Origin of the sequence: Rathayibacter sp. AY1A3, assembly GCF_002930975.1 — a bacterium.
Taxonomy (GTDB): domain Bacteria; phylum Actinomycetota; class Actinomycetes; order Actinomycetales; family Microbacteriaceae; genus Rathayibacter.
Map to the genome: position 1 here is coordinate 54,070 of NZ_PSTO01000016.1, position 22,401 is coordinate 76,470.

Sequence of the window (22,401 nt, forward strand, 5' to 3'; positions counted from 1 at the left end):
TCTAGGCGCTCTGGTTGATCGGGAAGGTCAGCACAGCGCTCACGGTCGTGACCGTTGCGACGATGAGGAATCCGGCGAGGCCGCCAGCGAGACGACGCGTGCCGAGGCCATCCCAGCTCGAGCGGGCACCGATGATGAGGCACACGAAGGACAGGGCGGCGCCGAGGCCCACGAGAAGGAACCACCCCATGAACAACCCCTCCGGCTGAGCGAAACAGTCGCGAGCAGGGTTGCCTCGGAAGACAAGGAAGTCTCGGTACACCGGGATGCACCACCCGAATGCGAGCACCGACAGGCCAGCCCCTACCGCCCCGAGAACACCGCTGACGAGCGCGCCGACAACACCGACGACCGAGAGCGCGGGCGCAGCAGCGGCGAACCGCTTCGGAGTGACGTCTTCGACCAACGGTCTGCCCTAGACGCCCTTGCTCGCGTAGCGCTGCTCACTGTCGATGGGCCCGAGGTGCAGAATGCTCCCTCTGCCGTCACAGAGCGGAAGAGCACCTGTCTCGATGCGCTTAGCGGCGGAGGCCCCTGGAATAGTCACCTCGAGCGCTTCGGCGTCCACGCGCTGCTCGCAGGAGGCGATCGTATCGGGTGAGTCGTCCCAGAAGACCCACGAGTACGCAGACGCCCCGGGTGCGAGCTCGACCGGGACGTCTTCGACGTCGTTGAGGTCGAAGTGGTCGACGGTCGTGACCGCCGCGCCGGCGGAGCCGATCGCGGCCGGCTCGAGGTATCCGACGAGCGGACAGGGCTGCGGACCCGCGTTCGTCAGGACGAAGTACCCGCTGCGCCCGGAGCCGATTTGAGCCTCCAGGCTCACGGTAATTGCGTCCTGGCAGGCCGTCGCCACCGCTGCGGGCGTCTGCGAAGGACTCGGAGACGGCGGGATCACCGTCGCAGTCGGTGTCGATGCCGCGGCGGATGCCGACGGCGACGAATCGGCGCCCGTTTCCGCTGTTTCGCCCGCGCCGGTGCAACCCGTGAGGACGAGAAGGAGCGCGGCTCCCGTGACGAGGGCCGCACGTGCGCGGTGGATCAGCATGACCGAACACTAAGGGACCGGAACCGCCGATCGAACGCAGTCGAGTCGACATGCTCGTTGCGCGATCGTCTACAGAGTGCGCGCCAACAGAGCACCACTTCGCGCCGGGCTCACCACGGAGTTCCACGGCCGACGAGGATCCGTGATGTGAGGATCAGCATCGATGGTGAGCACTACCTACTTCTGCGGAGCATCCTCTGGGCCGAGACGCCGGGCGTCATCGGGGTCTACAGCTGCGCGGAGCGAGCTCAGGAAGCGGCGCGGGACATGGCGGGCGCACCACCCGGACCCGATCGGTGGGTCCTCGAGATATGGAGCGGCGGCGAACGGCTCAGCAGCGTTCAGCTCGACTGACGCTCGGGCAGTGTGCTGGTGGCTCTACTGTGGCGGTGCGGCCGAGAAGTGGGGACTTCGCTGACGCCGCACGCGCCAGACCGGCGGGGAGCCGCCGGTGTCGCCCTGCTCTCGGCCGCGACGCACACCGCGGCCGAGAGCAGCACCCGCCGGCATAGCGGCCCGGTGAACGATTCCCTTACGGGACAAAGATCTGGAGCTTCATGAGGCGGGCCACCTTGGTGTCGGTCCCGCGTTCTAGATTCATCCCAACGAAAGGGAGTGCCGATGTCATCAGAGGCGTACCCGTTCCCGGTCGCGCTTTCGCGCTTGGGGAACGGTGACAGTCGAGAGACTCAGAACAGCCGGGCGATCAGGTGGGTGTTGCAGCAAGACGCTGGTCCAATCGTTCTGGTGACGCCGCGTCGAGACTTCTCCTGTCAGAGCCTGAGGGCACTGGCAGCTCGAGCCGACGTCACCCATCTCACCTGGCGGGGCTTTTCGCCCACAGCGCTCACGGGCCGCAGAGCCGTCCATGCGTGGCCAGCTCGCGAGCACCTCAACGACCTTTGGGGCGTGCGAGCGACAGCACTCGTTGTGATCGAGTGGAACGAGTCTCATAGCACCGAGTGGATCGAGGACGCCGCACCCGACCTCTTACTGCCCAGCGGGACGCAGCGAGCACCTGCCGTTGCCGTAGATCTGCCCGCGGATCTGCCCGACGACGTGGTGTCGATTCTGACGAGCACGGCTCGGTGGGCGGCCGGCTATTCGGAGGGACTCAAGTGGAACGAGGAGGACAAACTGAAGGCCGACATGATGAGTCGACCTGCACGATGGGCTGAGGTGACCGTCGACCAGGTGCGCGCGAAATGCCGCGAACTAGGGATGCAGCCGAAGGACGTCGATACGATTGCTGGTCTCGTTCAGCGCCGGAAGGATGGGCGCCGCTTCAACGTGCGAAGCTCGTACCGAGACTTCCACTATGGAGGTTAAGCGTAACGATGCGTCGGCGAGCGGCCTTGGCTGGGGTGGTGACCGCTTCATCGACGCCTGCTAGCTCGACGACCCGGGCAACCTCGACATCCGGCCGACGAGTCCGCCGATGATGCGGCTCTGGCTGTCTCGCACTGCTGACGGGACTCGCCTCTGAGCACACTGCCTGGTTGAGCGTTGAGGGTCAGGCGTGAACCGCGGGCTTCCTGTGCGGTGTCGGAGCTCGCCGGTACCCTGGGACCGTGCCGACGAGGCCGCTAGAGAGGACGACGATGGCTAAGACAGTGTTCTACAGCTTCCACTACGACAACGATGCGTGGCGAGTGCAGCAGATCATCAACATGGGTGCTCTCGAGGGACAGCCGCTGCTCAACTCCCAGGAGTGGGAAGAGGTGAAGAGGAAGGGTGACGCAGCGATCGAGAAGTGGATCGACGACAAGATGGCTTACAAGAAAGCCGTGATCGTGCTGATCGGCTCGGAGACGGCGGATCGTCGCTGGGTGGATTACGAGATCCGTAAAGCGTGGGATGCCAAGAAGCCGCTGATCGGTATCCGTATTCACGGTCTCGCCGACTCCTCGGGCAGTACCGATTCCGCTGGAGCCAACCCCTTTGCGAAGGTTTCGCTGAAAGATGGAACCAAGGTCTCCGACTATGTTTCGGTGATCACGCCCAGTGGTTCCACCAGCAAGGATGTTCACGCTGACATCAAGGCGAACCTGGCCACCTGGGCCGACCAGGCGTACGCACGCGCATGAGTACGGCCGGTGGGGAGGAGGGCTGCCCCTTCTGCGAGATTGTCGCTCGTGAAGATCCGGACGCCCGCGAGGTGTACCGCGACGAGCACACGGTCGCCTTCTTCCCCACCGAGCCCGCTGTCTTGGGCCACACGATGGTCATCCCTCGGACACACGTCTCGGACATTTGGCAGCTCACCGAGGATCAGGCCGGTCACCTCAGCGTCGCCGTGGTGCGCATCGCCAGCGCTATCCGCGACAGCTTGCATCCGGACGGGTTAAATCTGATCCAATCGAACGGCGAAGCGGCAAGCCAAAGCGTCATGCATGTCCACGTGCATCTCGTGCCCCGGACCGTCGGTGATCGGATCGGACGCATCTGGCCTCCGGAGAGCGACTACAGCGAAGCGCAAAAGGACGACGCGTGGGAGACGTTACGGGAGGCGTGCCGAGTCATCGGCAGTGAAGCCAGAGCAACAGAGCCGCCCCAACCAACAGCGTGACGCCGTAGTAGTCGCGCACTGACCACGACCAAACGACTTTTCCCCATCCGATGGCTTCGAGGTCCGCTGCGCTCAGAGTCTTGCAGTACGCGGTGGCGTTCATCTCGTAGACCGCGACGGTTCCGGCTCGGGCGGCATCGAAGAGCAGTCGGTACTTGCGCTCTTCACGCAGGTAGCGGGTATCCACGATCGCGAACAGCAGCACCGCGAACATCCCCAAGAGCGCGACGATCGCGGACGACTTGGTTCCGGCGTATCCATAAGTGGCGATCGCGATCGTAAGCGCCCACCCTTTGGCTACCGCGGACGCCGAAGACATCCGGCTGATGGCGTTTTGGATGAAATCCAGGTGCTGGCGGCGAGCGTCGGAGTAGTCGGGTGTCTTTCCTCGCCTCATCACTGCCCCTCACCTCGGTCCGGGTCAGCCTAACGGCGCCATCGACGGCGAGCTGACCCGGACGGGTCAGCGACCTACGCCATCAGCACGCACACCGCGGGACACTGACCGCGCGGGAACACTCGTGGACACGTCCAGCCCGCGGTGGGAGGGCGAGGGCATGTCGAAGCCTCGGACGAAGCTCGCGCGTGCCGCGCTGATCAGCAACGGCATGGTGTGGTTCGGGCTGTCGCTGATGCTCTTCTCCATCGCCGGCGAGCAGACCTACGCGGCATTCACCGGGACGTGGTTGAACGTCCTCGGGTGGGCGCTCATCGTCCTCGTCGCGGCGGGCCTGACGGTTGTCGGTGTGATCGAGAACCGGAACATTCGGGCAGGGAAGAAGTACAAGCCGCGTCCTCGGAGCTGACCGCCGCTCGAGCACGCGCGGCCGTTCCGCGCGTGACTGGGGGGTCGAGGGGGCTTTCCCCCTCGTGCGGGCCGGTCCGATTCGGGTCGGCCCGCGCACGCGCTCAGAGGGTGAGCGTGTGCAGGATCAGGACGGTGGAGCTGATGGGCTGTCCAAAGTCGGTGTAGTCGAGGGTCGCGCGGCGGTTGCTGATGAGGTCGAGGGCGACCAGCTCCTCCTCGGACTCATCGCTCATGCCGCCCGGATCGTCCTCCCACTCGCGGAGGGTCTGACGGTCGGCGTCGAGGACTCTCCACAGTCCCCAGACGTGGGCGATGGGGCCGGTCGTCTCGTACTTGAAAACGAGGGCGGTCGCGGTGGGCCAGCCGTGCGCGGCCGCGGCGACGATCAGCGCTCGCGCGGCCGCGGCGATCGCCTCGGGGTCGCCGGCGGCAGTGGCCGCGGCGACGGCGGCTTGCGCGTCGCGCAGCGCCGGGGTGTGTCCCCACACGTTGACGTCGACGGCGGGAGTCGTAGTGGTGGTCATGGTGGGCCTTTCTGCAGGAGTCGGGAGCGGGGGGGGGGGGTGCGGGGACCGGCGGATGCCGGTCCCCGCGAAGCGGCTAGCTGATTCCTGCGGCGTCAGCCGGGGTGCTCTCGCCGGTGACGACCTGCTCGACCGGGGAGAGCGCGTACCCCCACGCGGCGAGCTGGCGGAAGTGGGCGGCGGCGCGCTCGTCGCCGCGTCGCCATGACTCCTTGCTCGTGTTCGCCTCCTGACCTCCGAGCACGACCGCCAGCGCGACCAGCCGGGCCTTCGCGGGGTTGGCCTCGACCAGCGCGGCGAGGGCGTCGGTGCGGTAGCCGGAGGGGCGGTCGATGCCGAGCAGCGTGTGGGCGAGGTCGCTGCCGTTACTCATCCCGGACGACACCGCGAACCGGTGAGCGGTGAGGCCGAGAGCAATCACCCGCCCCGCGTCCTTCGGGAGGGTCTTGCGGGAGAGGAACGTCGCGAGCCATTCGCGACGGACCGTCTCGGCGGCAGTCCACGCCTTGTTGTTGGCGATGAGCACCTTCCGCTCGGCGGACTTCTCGACGCGCTCCTCCTCCGCCTCCTCGGGGGTAAGCGCGGCGGCGGGCACGTCGCCGCGATAGGCGTAGGTGAATCCGGCCTCCGTGGGCTCCTGCACGAAGTGGGTCACCTCGATGTCGCCGTTCCAGCGGGTGTCGATGAGCGCGCCGCGGATCGGGATCGCGGCGATGTGCTCGGCGGTGACCTGCGCGTCGTCCGCGGTGCGGAGCTTGCGGAGGGGCACCCACGGGCTGCCCTCGCCGTAGGCGGCGGAGCGGGTGAGGACCTGGAAGCCGTTCGCGATCTGCTCCTGCTCGACGGCGGCGAGGCGGGCCTTCTCCGCGGCGTCCTCGCGGAGGCTCTGCGCGGTGTGGTCGAACTGGGCCGGGTCGTTGGTGGCGACCTCGACCAGGTGGGCGCGGGCGACGGCGTCGTCCTCGAACTCCAACAGCACCGCGGCCTGGTCCAGGGTCAGCTCGTGCTCGTGGAGCACGGACGTGACGGTTGCGGACTCCGCGACTGCGAGGCCCTTCTTCACCGCGTCGGTCTTGGTGCCGGTGCGCTTGGCGATCGCTGCGGCGGTGACGCCCTCGAACGCGAGCTGCGCCCACGCGGCGGTGCGGTCCGCGACCGAGAGTTCGGCGCGCTGGTCGTTCTCGATGATCTGCTGAACGATCCGGTCGGCGGTCGTCTCGTCGCCCTCCACGACGTAGACCGGGATCGTGGGCACTCCGGCCTCGCGGGCGGCGAGGGTGCGGCGCTGTCCGGCGCGGACGATGACGTTGCCGTGCTCGTCGCGGCGGGCGAGGACCGGGGTGATGACGCCGTTCTCGCGGATCGACGCGATGAAGTCCTTCGTCAGCGGGGCGCTGGTTCGGACGTTCGCCTCGATCACGAGGGTGGTCGGGTCGATGTGCTGAACGGTCCCGGTTCCGGTGGTGATAGTCACGATGGTTTCTCCTTGATCGGTGTGCGACCATGAAGGTGACAAGTCCCGTGGTTCTAGACCAACTACGGGGCTTTTGTCGTCTTCCTGATCGTTTTTCTTTGCCTCTCCGGCGAGTGAAAACCAATTGAGTGGAGTCGGCGGAGTGACGCCGATCACGGGCGAAACAAGCCCGAAGGGCGCGTCCGGGATCGGTGGCACGCAGCCGACGGAGCGAGATAGGTTGAAACCGCGGAGAGGTGAAGAAAACCTAGAAACGCGCCGCGCAGCGGCTCCCGGCGGCGGTGCTCCGTCACCGCTGCGCGAGCGCAGCTCGCGCCCCCGACCGGGGAGACGGGTGTGGCCTTCGCCGTATACGCGACCGCGGTTCCGTCCAGCGCGAGACTGCGGCCTGTGGCACTGTGTGCAGATGATGATGTGGCGTGAGACGGCATCAGCCGAAGCGCAAGAGGATCTCGACGGCCTTCTCGATCTGACGATGACTCGCGCCGTTGAGGCTCTCGGAAAGCGCGGCGAGCTCGGCCCGTTCTCCGCCTCGATCGACACCGACGGGCGCAGCGTTCTGAGCATGGTGGAGCCGGAGCCGGGTCGCGGGAACAACTCGTCCCAGGCGGACCTCGACGAGCTCCGGCGTGCGAGCAGAGAGAACCGGCAGTCGTTACGGGCGGTCGCGTACGTCAGCGTGGTCACGATCAGCGGGAGCGGTGATGCCATCCGAGTCGAGTCGGAACATCGGGAGGGCATCGCGCTGGTGGTTCTTGTTCCCTACACCCGGCTTCGTCTTCGCAAGCAACTGAAACTCGGCGAGATGCGCCTGCAGGCCGGCGTAGTCGACATCTGGGCGCCGGAGGTCTGACTTCCTCGCGACCGATGACCACGCATGACCGCGTGTCCCAGGAGGAACGCGATGCCGAGCGTGAGCCAGGCGAGCAAAGGACCTGCCGCGTAGCGGCTCCCGCCGGCGGTGTTCCGTCACCGCTGCGCGTGCGGAGCTCGCGTCCCGCCTCCGGCGGAACACGGGGGAGCGCGAGGGGGTCGCCCCTCGTGGCCGGCCCGAAGGCCGGCCCCTCCCCCGCGCTACTCTGCGGGCGTCAGGAACGCGATCAACGCGGCGGCCTCGGCGGTGCCGTCGTCGTAGACAGGCATCCCGCCGGGTCCACACTCCCCCGGCAGTCCGAGCGTGTTGCGGGTGTGCGTGAGGATCTCCACGTCGGTCGCGGTGGCGTTCTCCGGGTCCTCGTCGCGGCTGGTCGCGAGGATGAGGGCGAGCTGGTCGGCGCTCGCGCGGCCGGTGTCGGTGCGGGTCATGGTGTGGTCCTCTCAGCGGTTCAGGAACGGGGCGACGCGGCGGATCGCTGCGCGGCGGGCGTGGGCGACGCAGTGGCGGAACGAGCCGCTGGTGATGCCGTGCAGCTGGTCGGAGTGCCACGCCTCCCAGACGCCGGACTTGCGGAGGGTGACGTGTACCGAGGGCGTCGTCGTGGGGTCGGTGCCTACGACGCGGACGTCGACCGCGCGGGTGTTCGCGAGCGTGAGGTAGGTCTTCGCGGTGGTCTGCAAGTCGGTGATGGTCTGCATGGTGTGGGTGCTCCCTCTGACTGATCGTTTTTCTTTGCCTCTCCGGCGGGGAAAACCGTTTGAGTGGAGGCGGCGCAGTGACGCCGATAGCGGGCGAAATAAGCCCGCAGGGCGCGTCCGCTAGCGGTGGCACGGAGCCGGTGGAGCGAAATAGGTTGAAACCGCGGAGAGGTGAAGAAAACAGGTGGAACGGGCCGCCTCGCGGCCTCCGACCCGCGGCGCTCCGTCGCCGCTGCGCGAGTGCAGCTCGCGCCCCGGAACGGGATCACGCCTGAAGAACGACAATTGCCGATTAGGGTCGAATCTGTCGTTTATATACGCCCCTGCATTGGGGTCAAGGCCTGGGTCATCGATACGTGCCTCTGTTACGAAGTATGCGGACACATACTTTTCGACGACCGGAGCCCGCATGCTCGCCACCGCACGACCCCAGACCCGAGCCACCGCTCCCGCCGTACTGCTCGATCACGCGACCCTGCCCGCGTTGCCGATGGACTCGGATCGGGTGCTCGTCATCCGCGCCGCGTCGGGCGATGACCGCGCGTTCGCGGCGATCGTGAACCGCTACTCGCGTCTGCTGCGAGCGATCGCGTCGCGAACCCTCGGAAGCTCCGCCGACGTCGATGACGTGGTGCAGGAGACGTTCCTCGCCGCATGGACGCACATCGACAACGTGATCGACGGGGACACGATCGCCGGCTGGCTGGCGACCACGACCCGCCGGCGCAGCATCGACTGCCTCCGCGCGCCCGCATCCGCGCGCCGGTCGGAGCTGAACGAGGAACTGCCGGCGCTCGAAAAGGACGACCCCGAAGCCGCCGGCCGATGCGCCGTTCTCGCGGCGGACGCTCGGCGGGTGCTCGAGAAGCTGCCGGTGCTGCAGCGTCGCTGCTGGGAGCTGCGGCAGCTGCACGAGCTCAGCTACGACGAGATCGCTCTCGACCTCGACCTAACCCCAGCTGCTGTGCGCGGGCTCCTCGCTCGTGCTCGACTGCTGATGGCAAGCGAACTCGCCCACTGGCGCTGACCAGCGCGAGGAACGAACACAGCCGCTCCCCCAAGCGACCGCTTCAGGGGGGGAGTGTGAGGGGATCGCCCCTCACGGGCCGGTGACGCCAACCCACTTGCTCGAGCGAGTCGTATCGGCGCAGTGCGCGGCGATCGCGGAAGTGCGCGCGTCGATTCCGGAGGATCACGTCATCCTCTACGTGCTCCGGATCGCGGACGGCTCGAGTAGAGCACCGGGCGGCTCCAAGCCACTAGCGTTGCCATCCAGTCCTGAAGGTGATGGTTCCGTGATGGCAACAGCGTTGAAGCTCGTCGGGAAGTCAGTAGCGTTCGTCGCTCGCGTCGTGGGCGCGGCGGTGTCCGCCGGACTGGCCTCCCTCGGTGTGGGCAGTTATCAGCAGCCAAATCCGGGGCCGCCGCCCTCGACCACGGACAATCGCGAATATCGCCCGTAGAAGAAGATCATCGCGGTGACGTCGGCCTCGGCGATCGCGGAAGTGCGCGCGGCGATTCCGGAGGATCACGTCATCCTCTCCGCGCTCCGGATCGCGGACGTCTCGGAGTAGGGGCTCAGGCCGTCCCGGCGAGGAGTGCGACGGCCGCTGCGGAGAAGAGAACAACGGCAGCCAGGAGAGCGCCGCGGGCCCGAGCGCGCTTGTCGACCGCGACCTCGGACACTTGCGCGGAGTGGATCTCGGAGTCGCGATACAGCGGTACGGCACCGGCGACGACGAGCGCGGCACCTGTCACGGCCAGCAGCAGAGCGATCCCGTCCCACATGCCGACCAACTTACTCAGCCGCGGGGGCGGCGCTGCGGCGGGGTGCGCGCTGGGTGGTTGTGGTGACGACGGCGGTCGCGCGGGTGAGGTTGGGGCCGATGGCGTCGGCTTCGAGGACGCGGCCGGTGCGGCGGTTCTCTCCTTCGCCCCAGGCGACGGTGCGCTCGTAGCCGACGACGATCACGGCGTCTCCCTTGTGGAGGGAGGCGAGCACGTGCTCGCCGAGTTCGAACTTCGCTTCCACGTAGTGCGTGGTCGGGGCGTCGTGCGGGGTCCACTCCCCCGCGCGGTACTCGCCGGTGTTCTCGATGACGCGCAGCTTCACGATCTGCACGCGGCCCGCCTGCACGGCCTCGGGGTCCGCGGCGAGGTTGCCGGTGATGGTCCTGGTGCTCATCTGTCGTCTCCTGCTCGTGCGGTTGGTGGGTCCCGTCGACGTCGACGGGTTCTCGATCGCGACCGCGGCCGCCGGGGTGTCGGTAGGGGGTGTCTCGATGCCCCAGGACGCCAGAGCGTCGCGGCGGGTGACTTCGACGGGCGGCTCGGACAGCGCTCTGCGCTGTTCGAGCTCGGCGCGAGTGACGGTGAGGTCCGGGACGCGGCGCTCGTCGCCGTAGGCGAGGCGGTAGAGCCGGTCGGCCTCGTTCTCCAGCCAGTCGACTTCGCCTTGCCGGTCGGCTTGTCCGGCGAGGTACCCGGCCCGGTAGTCGTCGCCGGTGATGTTCGGGCCGGTCATGCGGCGTGCTTCTCGATGAGGTCGGGGCGGAACCCCGACCAGTGGTCCTGGTCGCTCGCGACGACCACGGGGGCGGCGGAGTAGCCCAGCTCCTCCGTGACGTACGCGAGCGCTGCGGGGTTGGTGGTGATGTCGACGGTGGTGTACTCGATGCCCTTCTTCTCGAGCACCCGGTAGGTCATGGTGCACTGCACGCATGACGGCTTCGAGTAGACGGTGAGCATCAGTCGTCCCAGCGGTCGCCGCGGTGCGGGTCGTGCTCGTCGTTGACCGGGGACCAGGCATGCAGCTCGGCCCACTTCTCGGCGGCGTCGGTGTGTCCGGCCTGGGTGAGGAGGTCGATGATGCCCGTCGCGCGCCAGCACGGCAGCGTCGGGGCGATCGCTTCCGTGACGGCCGGGTCGGAGAGCGTGGCCGCGAAGGCCTCCACGGCCGCCTGGTAGGTCGCCGCCGGGTCGGGCGTGGTCTGCTGCTGCTCGCTCATCGGTGGGTTCCTTCCGGGGTGTGGGCGTCGCCCTCGTCGTCGTCGCTCGCGTGCTCCGCGATCCACAGGTCCGCGGCCTCATCTCGTCCGAATGCTCGCAGGAGTCCGGCCAGCGCGTCGACCTCGGCGCAGCTGAGTCGCACGGCCAGCTCGTCGGCGGTGTCTCCGTGGGAGAACACGGACGCGAACTCGGCCACCGCGCCCCAGAGGGTCGGCTCCTCGGCCGTGGGGCTGGTGGTGATGGTGTCGGACATGGCGTTTGCTCCTCGGTGGTGGTGTGGGTCAGGATTCGGTGCGGGTGAGGGTGTCCACGAACATGACGCCCTCGGGGCCGGGGATCGTGGCGGTGTGTGCCAGCGCCCACCCGCCCCGTGCCAGACCTGTGAGGTCGACGTCGCGCTCGGCGATCCGGCGCAACTGGCTCTGCATCCCGTCCTCGTTCGCGGCCGGGACGAAGGTGCTGACGGTGGTGATCTGCTGCATGTTCTTCCTCTTCCTCATCGTTTTTTTGCCGTGATTCTCAATCACATTTGTCAAGCCAGCGGGGGTGGTCTGGCTCGATCGTTCTTCCTTCTCTCCCAGCGTTTTTTGCCTGGAAGGCACGTAGTGCCGAGCAGGGTCGGAGGCGGGAGCGCAACCCGAAGGGCGGCGGAGGAGAGGTTGTCGGCGCGATGTGAGGGAGCGCAGCGACCGCGTGCCGAGAACCTCGGAGGAGCCGGCCGCGCAGCGGCTTGCGTGGACGCCGCAGGCCCGTACGCTGCCGAAGGCTTCCAGGCAAAAAATGCGCACAGCGCTCAGCACCGCCGCCGGCCGGAGGTCGGCGTCCGCTCGGGTCCGTGAACCACGACGGTCATCGCGGCAGAACCCTCCGCAGCGAGTTGACATCGCCGGGAATGAACACGTGCTCGACTCGTCCGCTCCTGATACCCAGCAGCGCTGGGCTTGTGCGACTCCGCTCCGATCAGTTCGATTCAACCTGGGAACGACATGAAGCGGTGTCGGAACACGGCCACAGACTGCCGCGGTCCACAGTTCCGGCCGAAGTCGACCTTGGAGTGGCCGCCGTCGGACTGTCCTATAAAGCTGATGTTTTCTCGGACAATCGGAGGCAGAGCTCTTCCCTCCACGAAGGAGGGGCGTTTTCGAGTTACGCCTTGGGGCGTCGGCTTCGCTGGAGGAGGGCCTTGCGTCGTGCCGGCTCCTTGGTGGGCAGGAAGATGACGAGGAAGTCCTCGATCTTCTTCACCATGAATCGGAGTCCGAAGTAGCTCGTGAGGCACACGAGCGCGACGTTGGGGTCCACCTCCTTCAACAGCATCTCGAGCAGCGAGTTCAGCAATGTGACCTCCGCGGGGTGAACGCGCGAGCGCGTTCCGATGACACCGGGCCGGATGGCTCGGTGAGCTGGCGCTGCAGACGTCGCGCGGACGTCGGCAGGAGAGGAGGGGGCCAGGAGAGCGGCGCGTGCTCAGATCCCGGCCGGGCATGAAAAAAGCCGGCGCGAGGCCGGCTTGGGCATGAAAAAAGCCAGCTCGGTGGCTGGCGTGATTTTTGGTACGAAGAACTTGGGTCCAGTGTGCAGCTGTTTCAGCGGGAGCGCAAGTGCCGTCACCGTTCCCTGGCGGTCTGCGTGCTCGTTCGCCTCGGCCTCGCTGAAGCCGCCTGCCGCGCGAATGCTCTCCCAGCGATCTTCTCGCCTCGTTGAACGTCCGCGACTGCTGTGTCGTGTCCTCGGTGGGGCCACCTCGGCCCCCGCACTACAGGAGGCATCATGCTCAAGCGAATCGCGACCACTGTGACGACTGCGGCGTTCGCCGCCGTCCTTCTCGCCGGATGCTCGACGGCCGCCGGCTCGGCCGCCTCGTCGGAAGCGCCGGCCGACAGCCCCTCCGCCACCGCGACGGCCTCCTCCACCGCGACCGCCTCCGCTGAGACGGCGGCTCTCACGACGGCGTCCTCGCCGCTGGGCGAGATCATCACGGACGAGGCCGGCTACACCGTCTACACGTTCACGAAGGACACGCAGAACTCGGGCAGCAGCAGCTGCTACGACGAGTGCGCCACGACCTGGCCGGCCGTGTCGGCGTCCAGCACGACCGCCGCGGACGGGATCACCGGAGAGGTCGGCTCGATCACGCGCACCGACGGGACGACCCAGCTGACCGTCGACGGATGGCCGGTCTACCGGTTCGCGAAGGACACCGCGCCGGGCCAGGTCAACGGGCAGGGTGTGAAGGACGCCTGGTACGTCCTCCTCCCTGACGGCACGATGAACAAGGAAGCCGCGGCCATGAGCACCTCCACCCCGGCGTCCTGATGCGACGGCGACCCGTCCCCGCGGGCAGCGAAGCGCATCGCCCGGACGGGTCGCCGGTTCTCGACAGGCAAGGACGGAAAGGGATGACCGGCAGTGATCGCAGCAACCGAGATGAGGGAGCGCGCCGTGGCGCTTCGAGGCGGTGAGCACTGTGCCCCGCCCCGTCGATGAGCTCCTGGCCGCGCTGTACGAGAGTCACGGCCCGGCGTTGCGGCGCTTCGTGCAGAACCTCACTCGGAACGCGGCTCTGACGGAGGACGTCGTGCAGGAGACGATGGTCCGGGCCTGGCAGCGCCCGCAGGTCCTCGAACGCGACGCCGACGCCGCTCGCGCGTGGCTGTTCACCGTCGCCCGCAACCTCGTCATCGACGACGCCCGCTCCGCTCGGAGCCGACGCGAAGTGCCGGCGAAGGACGAGGACGGCGGCGGCGCCGTCCCCGATCGCACCGACGCGGTCCTGGACAGCATCCTCGTCGCCGACGCTCTCGCATCGCTGTCGGTGGAGCATCGTCAGATCGTGGTGGACGCGTACTTCCTCGGACACACCGTCCCCGAGATCGCCCGCCGGCACTCCATCCCCGAGGGAACAGCGAAATCCCGATTGCACTACGGACTGCGCGGACTGCGACTGGCTCTGCAGGAAAGGGGCGTCACCCGATGAACGACCACCACGGAAGCTCTGCGACGGAGGACGAGTACCGCGACTGGGACGCGTCCTACGTCCTCGGCGCTCTCCCCGCGGATCAGCGACTCGAGTACGAGCAGCACCTCAGCGGCTGCGCGGACTGCCGCGCGGCCGTGGCAGAGCTGGCAGGACTGCCCGGCATCGTCGGTCGCCTCTCCGTCGAGGACGCTCTCGCCATCAGCGCATCGGACGACGGCGACGACGCGCCGCCGTCGATGGTGACGCTGCCCGCCATCGCCCACCGTGTCCGGACGCACCGACGTCGGCGCCGGCTGGTGACGTCCCTCGCCGTCGCGGCCGCCGTCACCGCCTCCGTCTTCGGAGGCGTCGCTCTCGGCACGGGCATCGCGGGCGCTCCCGTGGCGAGCGAGGCGACCCTCGAACCGATGGACCCGATCGCGGCCGATCCCGCTCTCGCTGCGGACATCCAGGTCGAGGGGAAGCCGTGGGGCACCCGGCTGGAGTGGAGCTGCACCTACAGTGGTGACGCGCCCGCCGACGCGGAGTACGAACTCGTGATCACCCGCACAGACGGCAGCACGACCACCGTCGCCACCTGGACGGCGGCCGGGAAGCGCGCCGTCGACCTGGCGGCATCCACGGGCATCGCCCGGTCGGAGATCACCGGCGTCGACATCAGGGTCCGCGGCACGAACTCCCCCCTCGTCCGCACCGACACCTGAGACACCATCCACCCGCAGGAGACACCGACACTGCCCGCGGTGCCGCGGACACCGGACAGGAGCAGACCATGAGCACCGAGACCACGCCGCTGCACATCACCCGCGAGGGCCCTAGAAGCTTCATCGGCCGCAACGCGCGAGGAGCCGAGGTCCGCATCGGCGGGTCGGAGGCCGACGGTGTGTTCTCGCCCGGCGAGCTGCTGCACCTCGCCCTCGCCGCCTGCGGCATGCTCTCCTCGGACCACATCCTCGCCAGCCGGCTCGGAGCCGACTTCGAAGCGACCACCGACATCACCGCGACCAAGCCCGAGGGTGAGGACCGCTACGACTCGATCACCGCCGTGATCCGCGCCGACCTGTCGGCGCTCGATCCCGAGCGGATCGCCTCACTGTCCGAGCGCACCCGCCGGGCGGTCGACCGTCAGTGCACCGTCGGCCACACGCTCGAGCACGGCGCGGCGTACACCGTCGACATCGTGGACGACCAGGCCGTTCCCGTCAGCGGTCCGCGGACGGGGACCGTCTGAGATCAGCGCCTCATCGGTCACGAGGACCGGTGCCGACCGAGCCGCGGACGTCTGCCTTCGGTGCCGTCAGTCTGCGACTCGCCGACCGGATCCGAGACGATTCGCGAGGCGGAGCGCGTTCACGGAGCGGAGGTGCTGGTCGGCGCGGTGACGTCCGTTGGCCGGTGAGGGGTGCGGTGCCGCGAGGACGGGGACGACTCGGGGATCATCGTGCAGGGTCAGGTGGCGCATGACCCCGTCGAGCGCCACGGTCCCGTAGGTGACGACGGCGTCGAGCGCGGGCAGCAGCTCCAGCAGCTCACCGAGCGCGAGCCGGCCCTGCTCGATGTCCGCGGGGCGGATGCGGCCAGGGATCTCCCACGGGATGAGGTTCCATCGGAGGTAGTGGTCGCGGGGGAGTCCGGACTCGATGCGGGCCGCCCGGAACGCGGCGGCGGTGGGCCCGAGGTTGTCTTCGCTGCAGACGGCAGCGGATCCCGCGGCGATCGTCCGAGGGCCGGGTGACTGCATCAGCACCAGGACGCGACTGGCGGTGCCGCCGGAGCGGGGATCGAAGCCCGGAACGAAGCGTCCGGTCGCGTCCGCGGTACTCCGCCAGGTCTCGGCGAGGGCGTTCAGGGTTCGGATGTCCACGATGGTCCTCGATCCCGGTCAGGCCGGTCGCGGTGGTGCGAGCAGGGTGCCGCGGATCACGGAACCGTGGAAGGTGCGGGCGGCGACGATGATCCACGCGGCGACCAGGCCGACGTAGTAGAGCACGGCGAGGCCGGCGACGACCGTGAGACCGGAGTGCAGGGCGAGGCCGTTCAGTCCGGTGACGCAGGTGCCGACGGGGAACGTGAACGACCACCACGTCAGACTGAACGGCAGGTGCTCCTTCGCGGTGCGGAGGGTGATCGCGAGGGCGATGACGGTCCAGAGCAGCGCGAAGCCGAGCATCGCGAAGCCGTACACCAGAGCCACGACCAGCAGCGCACGCGCTGTGCCGGCGTCCACGACGGTGGGCGCGTTCGAGGCGAGCAGATTCACAGCGGTGATCGACTGTCCGACCGGACCGAGGACGATCCACAGTGTCGGCACCATCCCCGCCGCTCCGACCTTGTGCTGCGCGAGCCGGTTCCAGATCAGGGTGATCACCACCAGCGACGCGATCAGGCTGAGGCCGAAGAAGCCGTAGCAGGACCACAGGAGCGTCTCCCGCGCTTGCCCGGCGGGCGCGTACGGCAGCAGCAATGCGCCGGTGGAAGCGGACACCATCGGCGGAACGATCGGCATCAGCCAGCCGCCGAACGCCGAATCGGGCTTGTTCTCATGCCGGGTGAACGCGAGGTAGGGCACCAGGACCGCCGTCACCAGCCCGCCGAGAGTCCCCGCGGTCCAGAGCACCCAGTCGATGGTGACAGCGGCGGGCAGGCCGATCCAGTCCTTGCCGAGGAGGAGGGTTCCCGCGCCGACGGTGAGAAACGCCATGGGAGGCGCGCCGTAGAAGTGCGAGAGGACCGGATTCAGGTGGTGCCTCATCGCTGTAGCGCGGTAGCGGACCCAGTGCAGCCCGGTCGCGACCGTCAGCGCGACGAGCAGCAGCGCGGCGATCGCCCAGACGACGGTGGCCCCGGTACGCAGTCCGGGGAACTGGAGTGGCAGGGACGCGGCGGCGACCGCGACGATGCCGGTGCCCATGATCGACGCGAACCAGTTCGGCGTCAGGTTTGACACGATCAGTCCCGGATGCTCCAGCTCCCGGAACAAGCGCCTCGACCGCGGAGAATGCCCGATCGAGGAAGATGCGCGGGCGGGGGAGAGAGTTGTCATGACTCCAGCCTGAGCATCGCCGTCCCCAGCCGATACAGCGATCGTGTTGGCGGGGCACAATGAGTGCTTGTGGCGACGCGGCGATTGACGGATCGGATCCTGGATCTCGACACGCTGGAGGTGCTCGAACGCATCGCCGAGGCGGGCTCGCTCTCCCGCGCTGCCGAAGCCCTCGGCGTCACCCAGCAGGCCGTCTCGGCGCGTCTGCGGGTAGCGGAGCGCGCCATCGGGCAGCCGCTCGTGCGCCGCTCTCCGACCGGGTCCCTGATGACCGACGCGGGCCGGCTCGTGCTCGAGTTGGCCGGCCCGGTCCTCGAGGCGTCCCGCCGCCTCGAGGCGGGCGCGGCGGCACTGCGACAGCCGACCGGCTCACTGGTCCTCGCGGCGTCGCAGACGATCGCCGAACTGCTGCTCCCACGCTGGCTCCTCGAATTCCGACAGCGCGCACCCGAGGTGAGTGTGCAGCTGATCGCCGGCAATTCAGCCACGGTCACCGAGCTCGTGAGATCCGGTGCGGCGCAGCTCGGATTCGTCGAGACACCGGCGTCCACGGCCACGCTCTCCTCTCACGTGGTCACGGAGGACGAACTCGCTGTCGTCGTAGCACCGGACCACCCCTGGGCACGCGCGGCGAGTATCAGCGCCGAGGACTTGGCCGGCACCGCACTGCTGACGCGAGAGGAAGGCTCCGGCACCCGGACGACCCTCGAAGCATGGCTCCACGACGCCGGGCTCGCACCCGCGATTCCCGCCGCGATCCTTGAGACGACGGCGATCATCCGAGCGAACGCCCGCGCCGGCATCGCGCCCGCAGTCATGAGCATCCTCACCGTCGAAGCAGATCTCGCCGCGCGCTCACTGATACGAGTGCCCCTCCGCGGACCAGCACTCGTGCGACCCCTCCGCGCCATCTGGTCCGATCGCATCGGGTCGTCCGCGGCGGCGTTCCTGGAGATCGCGCACGAGATGCGCTGACCGGTGCACGGCTCGTCGCAACGCCGATCACGCCAGCGGCCGTGTCAGCTCGAGCTGCAGCGATCCGGTCGATCTGCACACGGCGGCACGGACGTCATGTCGCGGTGATGGCGAAGAGCCCGCCGATGCCGACGGTGTAGAGCGCGAGCACGATCAACGAGTCGACCCCCATGCCGGCGATGCGGCGGGTGGGTCGGAAGATCAGTCCGACGACGTAGACGAGGGTGAGCAGGGCGGCGAGAGCGGTGAGGTAGATGTCGGACGAGTTCGCCTGCGGGAGGACCGCGGTGCCGGAGAGGACGGTGGCGACGAGGAACAGGACGGGGAGAAAGGCGTTGCCGCCGAAGATGTCGCTGATGGCGAGGTTGTCGTCGCCCTGCTTGATGGCTTGCAGCCCGGTCGAGATCTCGGGGAGGGAGGTGGCGAGAGCGAGCACGGTGGCTCCGAACAGCACCCCTGAGAGACCGAGCTGCGAGGATGCCGCGTCACCGGCGCGCTCGAGCACGACACCGGCGAGGAGGGTCGCCGCGGCGGAGATCGTGAACACGATGGTCGCCTTGCGTGTGCTCATCGGGTGCGTCTTCTTCTTCGCCGGGGATGCTGTCGCGTCGGGGGCCCGCCCGTCCTCGTGCCAGGGGAGGTGCTTGCCGGAGCGCTGCACGAGCAGCAGCCCCACGACCCAGAGGCCGGCGATGAGGACGACGTCCGGGGTCAGGCGCAACACTTCCAGTCCGGAGGGCAGCTGGCTGCCGGCGATGACGACGGCGAGCACCGCGACGACCACGAGCCCCTCGAGCACGAGTGTGAGGGACGCGGCACGGTAGGTGAGCGGCTTCGCACCCTTTCCGCGCTTGCCGAACAGGTCGAGGACGACGAGGACCACGGTCTGCAGTGCGATGCCGCCGAGGATGTTGCCGACCGCGACGTCCAGGTTCCCGGAGAGCGCGGCGGACACGGTGATCGCGATCTCCGGCAGGTTCGTCGCGACGGCGAGGACGATCAGACCGCCCAGCGCACTCCCCAGGTGCAGACGCGCGTCCAGAACGTCCGTCGCCTTCGACAACTGGATGCCGGCGATCCACACCACTGCGGCGGCGGCGAGAAAGATGACGACGAGAACAACGAAGGGCAGACCATCCATGCAGTGAGTGAACCGCGCCGACGACGATTCGAGACCCCCTTGCGCCTGGGCTGCTTCTCACCGTCTCGCGCGCGGTGGTCTCCGTGGTGATCGGTTCGACCGCGTGCCATCCTCGACGACACCCCGATCGTCGGGTCGAGCGTGATCCCGCCGTTCGTTCCCGAGGCGCGCTTGGTCAGTAGCAGCCGATCCGGGTACGCCGCAGCGTCCGCGCGTGTACGCGCGGGCCGCTGGCGGGGACCAGACCCGGGAGGAAGGCACCGGTGTCGCCCGCAGTGCATCTGCGACACTCCACTGGCTCCAGCGGACGGCGACCTGACTGCAGGTGCGGGCGGGGCGGCGCGGGTGCACACTGATATCAACGCAGTGCGTTCCGGCGGTGGGGCTCGCCGGACCCAACCTCGACGACGTCGACAACAGTCCCTATCTCTGTCAGTGGTGTGCGCGGAGATAGGAGCAGCTGTGATCCGTACGGCGTCACTGTTCTCCGTCCGAGCGCACGAGGATCGGAAAGGTGCGCGTGATGGCTGAGGACGCGATCGTGGTCGGGGTGCAGGCGGATCAGCCGGAAGCGGTGATTCAGGAAGCGCTGCGCTTCGCCGTGCGTTTCGGGGGGCGGTTGGAGTTCGTGCAGGTGGACACGGGCCGGTACGTCATCGACGGGCAGTTCGGAGAGGATCCGCTGGTCGAGCGGTCGATGCCGTTGGATTCGGATGCCGCCGACAGCAGCGAGGATCCGTTCGATCCTGCGATCCTCGAGCGGCTTGACCGGATCGTCGGTGACCGTGTCCCGTGGCAGACGCATCAGATGGCCGGTGACGTTGCACACGCTCTGGCGACGCTCGCGGACCGTGTCGATGCGGTCATGATCATTGTCGGCACGAAGGAGCCGTCTCTGCGTCGAACCGTGCAGGAGGTCTTCTCCGGCGCCGTCGGCGCCCGTCTCGCTCACCGTCAGCACCGGCCGGTCCTCATGATCCCCCTCTCCCCGGACGATGATTCGGAGCCGCTGCCCTGGTCCTGACCGAGGTGCGGGCGTAGGCTGACGGCAGTGGTGATGGATCCCGCCCGAGCGTGAGCTCGAACTGCCGCCGAGGCTGATGGTTCCTACCTTCTCGATCAGAGACCAGGTAGGTGACCCATGCCCGCGCATCCCCCGCTCGTTCTCGTGCGCCACGGTGAGAGCACCGGCAACGCCGACGGTCTCTTCTGCGGCGTCCTCGACGTTCCCCTCACCGACCTCGGACGTGACGAAGCGCGACAGGCGGCGACGCTGCTGAGGGACGCATCGATCGACCCCGATCTGATCCTCACGTCGACCCTGCAACGCTCCACCGAATCGGCCCGGATCATCGCCGGCGCCCTTCCAGGGCGGCCGCGGATCGTCGCGGCCCAGTGGCGGCTGAACGAGCGCAACTACGGAGCGCTCACCGGCCTGTCCAAAAGCGCCGTCAGAGCCCAGTACGGGGCCGACGCCTTCCTGGAGTGGCGCCGGTCGATGGACGTCCGCCCGCCTGCTCTGTCCGCCGCCGCCTTCGCGCAGCTGCACAGGTCCGCGGCGTTCCGTGGGCAGCCGGCCGAGGCGATGACGGAGACGGAGTCGTTGCGCGACGTCGTCCACCGACTGCAGCCGCTCCTCGCGGAGCGCATCCTGCCCGCCCTCGAGGAGGGCGAGACGGTGCTCATCGTCGGGCACGGCAACTCCCTGCGCGCGCTGCGCGCCCTTCTCGAGGACCTCGGCGATGCCGCGGTCCGCGATCTGAACATCCCGACCGGTCAGCCGTACCTGTACGACACCGGGCCGTCCGGGACACCGATCTCGAGGAGCGGACGCTACCTCGACCCCGCAAGAGCCGACCGGGCGGCGATCACGCTCGCCCACGAAGGAGGAACCTGATGAACGCCTACATCAGCCACACCCGCACCAGCATCCACGGATCGGGCGAGTACGTCACCCACCCCGCCGGACACCCGCTGGTCATCACCGACGTCGCCGCACGGCAGATCCTCGACTCCCGCGGCTTCCCGACCGTCGCTGTAACCCTGCGTCTAGACGACGACACCGTCCTGGACGCCTCCGCCCCCGCGGGCGCCTCGACCGGCGCGTTCGAAGCGGTCGAGCTGCGCGACGGCGGCCCCGCGTTCGGCGGACGCGGAGTCCGCTCCGCTGTCGCGGCCGTCGACGGCGAGATCCGCGCCCTCCTGCTCGAGCACTCCTGGACCTCGCTTCGCGAGATCGACGAAGCGCTGCGAGCACTGGATGGAACCGCGAACCTCGCCCGCCTCGGAGCGAACTCCGTCGTCGCCGTCTCCATCGCGGCCGCCCGCGCCTTCGCAGCGCGCACCGGCCTGCCCCTGCACCGGTGGATCGCCGATCACACCGGGGCGACCGCCTCCCTGCCCGTCCCGCACTTCAACGTCATCAACGGCGGCGCGCACGCCGCGAACGGCCTCGACTTTCAAGAGTTCATGATTGCCCCCGTCTCCGCCGGCACCGAGGAGGAGGCAGTGCAGATCGGCGCCGAGATCTATCACGCCCTCGCCGCCCGCGTCCGCACCGCCTACGGCACCTCCGGGCTCGGCGACGAGGGCGGCTTCGCGCCCCCCATCGACCGGCCCGAAGACGCCCTGGACCTCCTCGTCGCAGCGATCACCGACGCCGGATACCAGCCCGGCACCAGTGACATCGCGATCGCGATGGATCCCGCCGCGAACGGCTTCTTCCACGGCGACGGCCACTACACCGTCGCCGGCACCGACCTCGATCGCGACGCACTCGCCCGCTACTACGAGAAGCTGATCGCCGACTACCCGATCCGCAGCATCGAGGACGGCTTCGCCGAGGACGACCACGAGGGCTGGGCCCTCCTCGCCCACACCATCAGCGACCGGGTGCAGCTCGTGGGAGACGACCTCTACGTCACCGACGCCGACCGCATCCGCGACGGAGCCCGCAACGGCTACTCCAACGCCGCACTCATCAAGCCCAATCAGATCGGCACCGTCACCGGCACCCTCGACGCGATCGCGGCCGCGCACGACGCCGGCATGCGCTGCATGGTCTCCCACCGCTCCGGCGAGACCCTCGACACCTTCATCGCCGACCTCTCGGTGGGAACCGGAGTCGGGCAGATCAAATCCGGCGCCCCCGCGCGCGGTGAGAGGGTCGCGAAGTACAACCGCCTCGTCGACCTCGAGCACCTCGACCCCACGCTGCACTACGGCCTCACCCACTGACCCGCCCCCTCCGAAAGG

The 22,401-nt window shown here is 68.5% G+C and carries 33 protein-coding genes and 1 riboswitch; of the genes, 16 read left to right on the forward strand and 17 right to left on the reverse strand.

The window, feature by feature from the left end:
- Position 1 precedes the first annotated feature (1 nt).
- Together C5C10_RS17820 and C5C10_RS09425 are read right to left on the reverse strand one after the other, a co-directional pair.
- The gene (locus C5C10_RS17820) at positions 2 to 406 is read right to left on the reverse strand and encodes a hypothetical protein (protein WP_181073436.1); all 405 of its coding nucleotides are present in this window, start codon (positions 404 to 406) and stop codon (positions 2 to 4) included.
- Between the two features lie 9 nt (positions 407 to 415).
- Positions 416 to 1,048 (reverse strand): DUF4232 domain-containing protein, encoded by a 633-nt coding sequence (locus C5C10_RS09425; RefSeq protein WP_146082143.1) that lies wholly within the window; start codon positions 1,046 to 1,048, stop codon positions 416 to 418.
- Positions 1,049 to 1,195: 147 nt separating this feature from the next.
- Here C5C10_RS09425 and C5C10_RS09430 point away from each other — a divergent pair, with 147 nt between their 5' ends.
- The 4 genes from C5C10_RS09430 to C5C10_RS09445 all read left to right on the forward strand — a co-directional run bounded on the left by C5C10_RS09430 (position 1,196) and on the right by C5C10_RS09445 (position 3,617).
- Complete coding sequence (locus tag C5C10_RS09430) at positions 1,196 to 1,402, forward strand: hypothetical protein (RefSeq protein ID WP_104329104.1); 207 nt, start codon at positions 1,196 to 1,198, stop codon at positions 1,400 to 1,402.
- A gap of 576 nt (positions 1,403 to 1,978) precedes the next feature.
- Complete coding sequence (locus C5C10_RS18065; RefSeq protein WP_219813248.1) at positions 1,979 to 2,377, forward strand: hypothetical protein; 399 nt, start codon at positions 1,979 to 1,981, stop codon at positions 2,375 to 2,377.
- 272 nt (positions 2,378 to 2,649) lie between these two features.
- Positions 2,650 to 3,135 carry a TIR domain-containing protein gene (locus tag C5C10_RS09440; RefSeq protein ID WP_104329105.1) on the forward strand — a complete coding sequence of 162 codons (486 nt, stop codon included), beginning with the start codon at positions 2,650 to 2,652 and terminating at the stop codon, positions 3,133 to 3,135.
- Positions 3,132 to 3,617, forward strand: a complete 486-nt coding sequence (locus tag C5C10_RS09445; RefSeq protein ID WP_104329106.1) for an HIT family protein — start codon at positions 3,132 to 3,134, stop codon at positions 3,615 to 3,617. The genes C5C10_RS09440 and C5C10_RS09445 overlap by 4 nt, the downstream gene beginning before the upstream one ends.
- Here the strand turns inward: C5C10_RS09445 and C5C10_RS09450 are convergent.
- Positions 3,568 to 4,014, reverse strand: a complete 447-nt coding sequence (locus tag C5C10_RS09450) for a hypothetical protein (protein WP_146082144.1) — start codon at positions 4,012 to 4,014, stop codon at positions 3,568 to 3,570. The two genes, C5C10_RS09445 and C5C10_RS09450, sit on opposite strands and share 50 nt — an antisense overlap.
- A 160-nt stretch (positions 4,015 to 4,174) precedes the next feature.
- Here C5C10_RS09450 and C5C10_RS09455 point away from each other — a divergent pair, with 160 nt between their 5' ends.
- Positions 4,175 to 4,423 carry a hypothetical protein gene (locus C5C10_RS09455; protein ID WP_146082145.1) on the forward strand — a complete coding sequence of 83 codons (249 nt, stop codon included), beginning with the start codon at positions 4,175 to 4,177 and terminating at the stop codon, positions 4,421 to 4,423.
- Between the two features lie 103 nt (positions 4,424 to 4,526).
- Here the strand turns inward: C5C10_RS09455 and C5C10_RS09460 are convergent, their stop codons facing one another.
- Positions 4,527 to 4,949, reverse strand: a complete 423-nt coding sequence (locus C5C10_RS09460; protein ID WP_104329109.1) for a hypothetical protein — start codon at positions 4,947 to 4,949, stop codon at positions 4,527 to 4,529.
- An 11-nt stretch (positions 4,950 to 4,960) separates the two neighbouring features.
- Here C5C10_RS09460 and C5C10_RS18450 point away from each other — a divergent pair, with 11 nt between their 5' ends.
- The gene (locus C5C10_RS18450) at positions 4,961 to 5,029 is read left to right on the forward strand and encodes a hypothetical protein (RefSeq protein WP_146082147.1); all 69 of its coding nucleotides are present in this window, start codon (positions 4,961 to 4,963) and stop codon (positions 5,027 to 5,029) included.
- Here the strand turns inward: C5C10_RS18450 and C5C10_RS09465 are convergent.
- Positions 5,026 to 6,423 carry a ParB/RepB/Spo0J family partition protein gene (locus C5C10_RS09465; RefSeq protein ID WP_181073437.1) on the reverse strand — a complete coding sequence of 466 codons (1,398 nt, stop codon included), beginning with the start codon at positions 6,421 to 6,423 and terminating at the stop codon, positions 5,026 to 5,028. The two genes, C5C10_RS18450 and C5C10_RS09465, sit on opposite strands and share 4 nt — an antisense overlap.
- A gap of 406 nt (positions 6,424 to 6,829) precedes the next feature.
- Between C5C10_RS09465 and C5C10_RS17825 the strand changes: the two genes are divergently transcribed.
- Positions 6,830 to 7,276, forward strand: a complete 447-nt coding sequence (locus C5C10_RS17825) for a hypothetical protein (RefSeq protein ID WP_104335276.1) — start codon at positions 6,830 to 6,832, stop codon at positions 7,274 to 7,276.
- Between the two features lie 221 nt (positions 7,277 to 7,497).
- On the opposite strand, the gene C5C10_RS09470 is transcribed toward C5C10_RS17825, so the two are convergent.
- Positions 7,498 to 7,728 (reverse strand): hypothetical protein, encoded by a 231-nt coding sequence (locus tag C5C10_RS09470; RefSeq protein WP_104256634.1) that lies wholly within the window; start codon positions 7,726 to 7,728, stop codon positions 7,498 to 7,500.
- Positions 7,729 to 7,740: 12 nt separating this feature from the next.
- Positions 7,741 to 7,998: a hypothetical protein gene (locus C5C10_RS09475; protein WP_104329111.1), complete on the reverse strand. Its 258-nt coding sequence runs from the start codon at positions 7,996 to 7,998 to the stop codon at positions 7,741 to 7,743.
- Positions 7,999 to 8,407: 409 nt separating this feature from the next.
- Between C5C10_RS09475 and C5C10_RS09480 the strand changes: the two genes are divergently transcribed.
- On the forward strand, positions 8,408 to 9,025 hold the full coding sequence (locus tag C5C10_RS09480; protein ID WP_104329112.1) for an RNA polymerase sigma factor: 618 nt from the start codon (positions 8,408 to 8,410) through the stop codon (positions 9,023 to 9,025).
- Between the two features lie 551 nt (positions 9,026 to 9,576).
- On the opposite strand, the gene C5C10_RS09485 is transcribed toward C5C10_RS09480, so the two are convergent.
- The 7 genes from C5C10_RS09485 to C5C10_RS09515 form a co-directional block, all read right to left on the reverse strand.
- Positions 9,577 to 9,786 (reverse strand): hypothetical protein, encoded by a 210-nt coding sequence (locus tag C5C10_RS09485; protein ID WP_146082146.1) that lies wholly within the window; start codon positions 9,784 to 9,786, stop codon positions 9,577 to 9,579.
- A 10-nt stretch (positions 9,787 to 9,796) separates the two neighbouring features.
- Positions 9,797 to 10,522: a single-stranded DNA-binding protein gene (locus C5C10_RS09490; protein ID WP_104329114.1), complete on the reverse strand. Its 726-nt coding sequence runs from the start codon at positions 10,520 to 10,522 to the stop codon at positions 9,797 to 9,799.
- Entirely contained in the window at positions 10,519 to 10,749 is a 231-nt protein-coding gene (gene nrdH / locus C5C10_RS09495; RefSeq protein ID WP_056045893.1) for a glutaredoxin-like protein NrdH, read from the reverse strand. Before nrdH ends, C5C10_RS09490 begins: the two co-directional genes overlap by 4 nt.
- Complete coding sequence (locus C5C10_RS09500; protein WP_104329115.1) at positions 10,746 to 11,006, reverse strand: hypothetical protein; 261 nt, start codon at positions 11,004 to 11,006, stop codon at positions 10,746 to 10,748. Before C5C10_RS09500 ends, nrdH begins: the two co-directional genes overlap by 4 nt.
- Positions 11,003 to 11,260: a hypothetical protein gene (locus C5C10_RS09505; protein ID WP_219813249.1), complete on the reverse strand. Its 258-nt coding sequence runs from the start codon at positions 11,258 to 11,260 to the stop codon at positions 11,003 to 11,005. Before C5C10_RS09505 ends, C5C10_RS09500 begins: the two co-directional genes overlap by 4 nt.
- A 28-nt stretch (positions 11,261 to 11,288) precedes the next feature.
- A complete protein-coding gene (locus C5C10_RS09510) occupies positions 11,289 to 11,489 on the reverse strand; it encodes a hypothetical protein (RefSeq protein ID WP_104329116.1) in 201 nt (66 codons plus the stop codon).
- 664 nt (positions 11,490 to 12,153) lie between these two features.
- A complete protein-coding gene (locus C5C10_RS09515) occupies positions 12,154 to 12,345 on the reverse strand; it encodes a hypothetical protein (RefSeq protein ID WP_104304883.1) in 192 nt (63 codons plus the stop codon).
- A gap of 432 nt (positions 12,346 to 12,777) precedes the next feature.
- Here C5C10_RS09515 and C5C10_RS09520 point away from each other — a divergent pair, with 432 nt between their 5' ends.
- The 4 genes from C5C10_RS09520 to C5C10_RS09535 all read left to right on the forward strand — a co-directional run bounded on the left by C5C10_RS09520 (position 12,778) and on the right by C5C10_RS09535 (position 15,218).
- Positions 12,778 to 13,323: a hypothetical protein gene (locus C5C10_RS09520; protein WP_104314753.1), complete on the forward strand. Its 546-nt coding sequence runs from the start codon at positions 12,778 to 12,780 to the stop codon at positions 13,321 to 13,323.
- A gap of 151 nt (positions 13,324 to 13,474) precedes the next feature.
- The gene (locus C5C10_RS09525; protein ID WP_056865923.1) at positions 13,475 to 13,984 is read left to right on the forward strand and encodes a sigma-70 family RNA polymerase sigma factor; all 510 of its coding nucleotides are present in this window, start codon (positions 13,475 to 13,477) and stop codon (positions 13,982 to 13,984) included.
- Positions 13,981 to 14,691: an anti-sigma factor gene (locus tag C5C10_RS09530; protein WP_104277729.1), complete on the forward strand. Its 711-nt coding sequence runs from the start codon at positions 13,981 to 13,983 to the stop codon at positions 14,689 to 14,691. The genes C5C10_RS09525 and C5C10_RS09530 overlap by 4 nt, the downstream gene beginning before the upstream one ends.
- A gap of 68 nt (positions 14,692 to 14,759) precedes the next feature.
- Positions 14,760 to 15,218 carry an OsmC family protein gene (locus tag C5C10_RS09535; protein ID WP_104277730.1) on the forward strand — a complete coding sequence of 153 codons (459 nt, stop codon included), beginning with the start codon at positions 14,760 to 14,762 and terminating at the stop codon, positions 15,216 to 15,218.
- A 66-nt stretch (positions 15,219 to 15,284) separates the two neighbouring features.
- Here C5C10_RS09535 and C5C10_RS09540 read toward each other — a convergent pair whose 3' ends face one another.
- Together C5C10_RS09540 and C5C10_RS09545 are read right to left on the reverse strand one after the other, a co-directional pair.
- Positions 15,285 to 15,851, reverse strand: coding sequence for a uracil-DNA glycosylase family protein (locus tag C5C10_RS09540; protein ID WP_258060518.1), 567 nt, complete (start codon positions 15,849 to 15,851; stop codon positions 15,285 to 15,287).
- An 18-nt stretch (positions 15,852 to 15,869) separates the two neighbouring features.
- Positions 15,870 to 16,934 carry a TDT family transporter gene (locus C5C10_RS09545; protein WP_258060519.1) on the reverse strand — a complete coding sequence of 355 codons (1,065 nt, stop codon included), beginning with the start codon at positions 16,932 to 16,934 and terminating at the stop codon, positions 15,870 to 15,872.
- 216 nt (positions 16,935 to 17,150) lie between these two features.
- On the opposite strand from C5C10_RS09545, the gene C5C10_RS09550 reads away from it, so the two are divergent.
- Positions 17,151 to 18,005, forward strand: coding sequence for a LysR family transcriptional regulator (locus C5C10_RS09550; RefSeq protein WP_374953345.1), 855 nt, complete (start codon positions 17,151 to 17,153; stop codon positions 18,003 to 18,005).
- Between the two features lie 94 nt (positions 18,006 to 18,099).
- Here C5C10_RS09550 and C5C10_RS09555 read toward each other — a convergent pair whose 3' ends face one another.
- Positions 18,100 to 19,146 (reverse strand): sodium:calcium antiporter, encoded by a 1,047-nt coding sequence (locus C5C10_RS09555; RefSeq protein ID WP_104277734.1) that lies wholly within the window; start codon positions 19,144 to 19,146, stop codon positions 18,100 to 18,102.
- A 523-nt stretch (positions 19,147 to 19,669) separates the two neighbouring features.
- On the opposite strand from C5C10_RS09555, the gene C5C10_RS09560 reads away from it, so the two are divergent.
- The 3 genes from C5C10_RS09560 (at position 19,670) to eno (ending at position 22,383) form a co-directional block, all read left to right on the forward strand.
- Positions 19,670 to 20,170 (forward strand): universal stress protein, encoded by a 501-nt coding sequence (locus tag C5C10_RS09560; RefSeq protein WP_146079716.1) that lies wholly within the window; start codon positions 19,670 to 19,672, stop codon positions 20,168 to 20,170.
- Positions 20,171 to 20,190: 20 nt separating this feature from the next.
- Positions 20,191 to 20,263: riboswitch (Fluoride riboswitch) on the forward strand.
- 24 nt (positions 20,264 to 20,287) lie between these two features.
- Entirely contained in the window at positions 20,288 to 21,043 is a 756-nt protein-coding gene (locus C5C10_RS09565; RefSeq protein WP_104277736.1) for a 2,3-diphosphoglycerate-dependent phosphoglycerate mutase, read from the forward strand.
- A complete protein-coding gene (gene eno / locus C5C10_RS09570) occupies positions 21,043 to 22,383 on the forward strand; it encodes a phosphopyruvate hydratase (protein ID WP_104277737.1) in 1,341 nt (446 codons plus the stop codon). Before C5C10_RS09565 ends, eno begins: the two co-directional genes overlap by 1 nt.
- The last annotated feature ends 18 nt before the right edge of the window (positions 22,384 to 22,401 follow it).